The organism is bacterium, from assembly GCA_019912885.1.
Lineage (GTDB): Bacteria > Lernaellota > Lernaellaia > JACKCT01 > JACKCT01 > JAIOHV01.
On the sequence record JAIOHV010000024.1, the window covers coordinates 1 to 4,880 of the forward strand.

Annotated in this window: 4 protein-coding genes; 1 reads left to right on the plus strand and 3 read right to left on the minus strand. The window is 64.1% G+C overall.

The genetic code is table 11. The features are described 5' to 3' along the window. The 3 genes from K8I61_01930 to K8I61_01940 all read right to left on the minus strand — a co-directional run. Positions 1-784, minus strand: a 784-nt coding sequence (locus K8I61_01930; protein ID MBZ0270767.1) for a methyltransferase domain-containing protein, incomplete at its 3' end; no start/stop codon positions are given. 146 nt (positions 785-930) lie between these two features. Next, a complete protein-coding gene (locus K8I61_01935) occupies positions 931-1,632 on the minus strand; it encodes a class I SAM-dependent methyltransferase (GenBank protein ID MBZ0270768.1) in 702 nt (233 codons plus the stop codon). Positions 1,633-1,634: 2 nt separating this feature from the next. Then, the gene (locus K8I61_01940; protein MBZ0270769.1) at positions 1,635-3,194 is read right to left on the minus strand and encodes a B12-binding domain-containing radical SAM protein; all 1,560 of its coding nucleotides are present in this window, start codon (positions 3,192-3,194) and stop codon (positions 1,635-1,637) included. Between the two features lie 186 nt (positions 3,195-3,380). Between K8I61_01940 and K8I61_01945 the strand changes: the two genes are divergently transcribed. Further along, a partial coding sequence (locus tag K8I61_01945; GenBank protein ID MBZ0270770.1) for a hypothetical protein occupies positions 3,381-4,880 on the plus strand: 1,500 nt, incomplete at its 3' end.

Sequence of the window (4,880 nt, forward strand, 5' to 3'; positions counted from 1 at the left end):
CGTCCTCGCCGGCGAGCGCGGCGTCGTCGAGCGATGACCACAACACGCCCTCGCAAAGGAAGTGGCTGCCGGTAACGCGCACGTCTTTCAGCCCGGCGCCGCGCATCAGGTCGTCCAGCTCGCCCGCGCGAAACAGCCGCACCGCCGCGCCGTCTTCGACAAGGCTCGTGTCGCCGCCGACGACGCGCGCGATCGTTTCCGGATCTGCGCCGCGCGCGGCCAGCGCGCCGAGTGCCCCCTCGACGGAAACGGTGACAAGCCCGCCCGGCCGCGTGACGCGGCAAAGGCGCGCCATCTCGTCCGCGGGCACGGTGACGTAATTCAGGACCTCCGCCGACAACGCGATATCGAAGCTCGCCGGCGCCATGTCGTCGAGAAGCGAAAGGTCGGCGTAGCGCCAGTCGATCTCGCCCCACGCTTCGTCCTGCGCGTGCGCCATCGCGCGTGCAAGTGCCGGCCCGCAGGGATCGAGCGCGGTGACGCGATAACCCCGGCGCGCCAGCTCGCGCGTGAAACGGCCGACGCCGCAGCCCGCGTCAAGCGCGCGCGACGCGGCGGGATACGCCGCGAGCGCGGGCGCAAGCGCGTCCATGTACAGGCGCGTCGAGAGGCGCTTTGTCGCGTGATGCGGCGACGCCTCGCGCAGATAGTCCCACGCATCGCCGTGCGTTTCCCATGCGCGATCGTACGCGTCGATGCCGGAAAACGCGGGGTCGCCGTGCCGGTTTGCCAGCCGTCCTTCAGGCGGCGGCAGGGTGGGGACGTTGGCCAGGTGTTTTGTCATGCGTGCGTGCAAGTGTAGCGGCTTGGTGCGTCGCGCGCGATGCGCGCTCCCTGACGGTCGCGATTTCAGTCGATTGTAGGAGCGCCCTTCCAGGGCGCGAATGATATTCGCGGATCGTTCGACGATCGCGCCCTGGAAGGGCGCTCCTACAACGCCGGCTTTCGCGCCACGGCTTCGCCGCGGATGCGGCGGCGCTCCTCGTGCACGATCTCGAACCCCGCCGCGCGCATCATGTCGACAAGTTCGCCAAACGGCCGCGCCATCGTCAGCGAGTGGCGCGCCGCCAGGAACCCGTGGCGCGAAAATCCCAGCGCGACGAGCAAGGGATACAGCGCCGTAAACGCGCGGCTCATCGCGTTTTCCGGATCGACATCCGACAAAAAGAATACGCCGCCCGGACGAAGCGCGCGGTACGCGTTCGCGAACACGGCCGCGGGATCGTCGATGTGATGCAGCACGAGTTCCGAATAGATCGCGCCGATCGTGCCATCGGCTACGGGCAGCACCTTTTGCGCGTCGGCGACAACGAGCGTAGGCGCGAATCGCGGCTGCTCGGCCTTGGCAAGCTCGATCATGCGCGGATCGGCATCGACGCCCGTCGCTTCCTCCGTGCCAAGCGCGTCCGCGAGCATTCCAAGGCCCACGGCGGGTCCGACGCCGATCTCAAGGAGCGGCCCCGTGCCGCCGGCGGCGAGGATGCCGATCGCGGCGCGGCGCACGTCGCGAGTGATCGCGCGGCGTCGCGCGCGCTGATGCGCGAGGTACTGCGCGTGCGTCAGGTGGTCGTCGAGGATGGTGCCGGGATGGTGCGCGTGCCCGTGCCCGTGCCCGTGCGCGTGGCCGTGCATCCTTACGCCTCGTACCAGTCGGGTTTGAGCAGTCCGACGTATTCGGACAGCTCCACCTTTTTGCGCACCGAACGCGAGGGCAGGATGCGGTCAACCAGAAAATCGAGTGCGACGTTGGCGGTGACGATCGCCCACCAGATGTACATACGGCGTTTGTATTTGTGCGGCGAAAAGATGCCGCGGACGATGTTTTTCAGCGAGAGCACCTGCCGGTTCATCTCCCACAGTTTCAGGTGGATCTCATCGCGGGTCATCGTCGCGGTGCCCATGACCGGCGTCATCCAGTCGTAGCGCGAATAGTCGAACTCCTCGATCCATCCATTCGAGCGCGCCTCCTCGAAGCTCTTGGTGCCGGGCACGGGCGTCAGCGGATGGAACGCGGGGAAATCCGGGTTGAGTTTTTTCACGAAGCTCACCATGCGGTCGAGCTTTTCGGGCGTATCTTCGCGGACGCCGACGATGAACGTGGACTGGATGAACAGCGAAGGGTATTTGCGTTTGAGGTAGGGGATCAGCCAGGCGTTTTTTTCCGTGCTGTAGTTGTGTTTGCTCATGCGATCGAGGTCGTCGTCCTCCGCGCGCTCCACGCCGATACAGATATGCGAAAGGCCCGTGCGGATGAGCTTTTCGAAGATGCCGGCCTTCTCGTCGCGGATCAGGTAATCCGCCCGCATGAATCCGAACCAGTAGAATTTCCTGTCGAGGCGCAGCACCTTCTCGGCGAACGCGTCGTTCCATTCCTGTTTCACGTTCCAGGTGTCATCGCCGAACACGAAGCAGTTCTTGCCGTAGCGGTCATGCAGGTGGATCATCTCGTCGATGACCGGTTCCACCGAGCGCGTGCGCCAGCGCGGCAAAAACGTCTCGGCGTACTCCACCGACGGATCGCCCTTGCGTTTGGCCATCTGCAGCCAGCACGCGCAAAATGCGCAGCTATCGACGCACCCCCGGCTGTGGTGGATCGTCATGCCGCCCGGCGAAAACAGGTAACGCGACGCGCCGAACAGGTGCATCGGCAGAAGGTCGTAGGCCGGGAAGGGCAGCGTGTCGAGATCGCGGATCAGGTCGCGATGCCCGGTGAAAGCCGCGCCGCCGTCCTCGCCGCGAATGGCAAGCCCCGCGATGTTCGAAAAATCGCGCGAACCGCCGTCGATCGCGCCGAGCAGTTCGGTCAGCGTCGCCTCGGCCTCGCCGCGCACGATGGCGTCGATGGGATAGCGGCGCATGCAGTCCACGGCGTTCTGCGCGAAGTGCGTCCCGCCGGAGATCGTCACGATGTCCTGGTCGATGGACTTGGCGAGCGCGAACACGCGGCCGGTCTCGTGTTCGTAGAGCGTCTCGGAATCCCCCGCGAGCACGGCGCGCGGGCGCAGGTCGCGGATCGTTTCCGCGAGGCTCGTCCAGCCCATTTTCGACGGTCCGCAGTCGATGAGCGTCACATCGTGCCCGGCGGCACGCGCGGCGGCGCCGACGTAGACCATCGCCTGCGAGAGCAGGAAGTTGTCGTGTTCGTTCATGTACGGCCACAGATATTTCGGCGGCCGGACCATCAGGACGCGCATGGGCTCCATCGCTTCGCGAGAGCCGGCCAAGCGGCGCAACGCGGTAAAAAACCAAGCCGCATGAGTACACGCGCCGCCCGGCAGGTGCAAGCCGCAAACCGCAATCGCGGCTACCTTTTTCCATCGCGATGGTTTACGTTCATTCTACAAATCGCGGTGGGGTTTATGAGTGTCGCCGGAAATTCCGTGCGATCCGATTCGCGGAGGAAATCCGCAAGCCGCTTCCTTGCGTTTTTCGCGCTCCTGATCCTCTCCCTCCTGCTTCTGCTCACGCTTCCCGGCTGCTCGTGCGGCGATGACGACGATAGCGATCCGGCCGATGGCGGGACGCCGATCGACGATGACGACACGACGGCGGATGACGACGATTCGGGATTCGACGACGACGCGGACGACGATGACGACTCGCTACCCGACGACGACGCGGACGACGATTCGGCGATTGACGATGACGCGGACGACGATTCCGCTTTTGACGACGACGCGGACGACGACGATTCATCAGACGATGACACGTTCGACGACGACAGCGCGGACGACGACACCGTTGCGCGCCCGTATGATGAAGACCTCGCAGAGCATTGCGTCGAACTGCCGGACGATGTCGTCGATCTTGGCTTGACGGAGTTATCGCCGTTTCAGCCCGGATGCCCGGATTCCTTCGTCTCCGAGGATGGCATCGAGATTTGCGTCGTGCGAAGCAGCGGCGTCCGCACACTGAACCTCGTTCTGGAAGGCGATGTCGTCGTCGATTCCCAGGGAAACGTCCACGTCATCACGAGCTACGGCCGTGATTTGCGCATCTATTCGCTGGCGGCCGAAAAAATCGCGACGGGACAGGTGCGTCCGACCGACTGGACGTGGGAGCGCATCGCCTTTATGGCGCGTTACCCCCGCATGACGATCGACGAGAATGACGTCTTTCATGTCGCCTATTCCGATGGTTGGAACCACGAGGTTCGCTACGCCACCGGCGTGCCCGGCGGGCCGTGGGAAATCGAGGCCGTCGATTCGATGTCGTCCTTCGGAAGCCGCGGTTACGACTTTGCGAATACACAAGGCGCGATCTCGCTCGGATCGGACGGTTCGCCGCACATGGCCTGGAAGAATTGGGACGAGCTATCCGTGCGTTACGGCCATCGCGTCGCGGGAATCTGGGAAACAGAAATCGCCTTCGATGAGACCGGCGTCGGCGTCGACGTTGGCTATCAGATCGCGCTCGACATCGCGCCGGACGGCAGCGCGCACGTGGTGTCCGAGGCCGGCGAACAAAGTCCGTGGGCGTTCGGCGGCCTGATCTACGCGTCGAAACCCGACGGAGGAAGTTTTACATCAGCGTGGATCCCTGTGCTGTTTTCCATGAACCCGGAAGTCGTCGCCCAATCCGTCGGGCACGCATTCGTTTCTTATTACGGCACGGGGCTGTTGACAGATTTCGCCCCCCGCATCGCGGAGAAAATAGGCGACGCCTGGTCGCTTTACGTGGTTGGCCCGCCAACGGGGCAAATCTCGTTCAACTCCGTGTTCTTCGATTCGGAAAACGCGCCAACGGCGTTTTTTACTTGGGGCGACGCGAACGACACGTTTCGGCGCGTTCGTCGCACCGGCAAAACCTGGACTTCCGAACCGTATTATTCTCCTGCTGACGACGGGCAGGTGACGAAGGCCAAATATTGCTCGAATACA

Excerpts from the sequence above, each read along its gene's own strand:
- K8I61_01940 (MBZ0270769.1), bottom strand. The coding sequence starts at position 3,194 with ATGCGCGTCCTGATGGTCCGGCCGCCGAAATATCTGTGGCCGTACATG.
- K8I61_01935 (MBZ0270768.1), bottom strand. The coding sequence starts at position 1,632 with ATGCACGGCCACGCGCACGGGCACGGGCACGGGCACGCGCACCATCCC.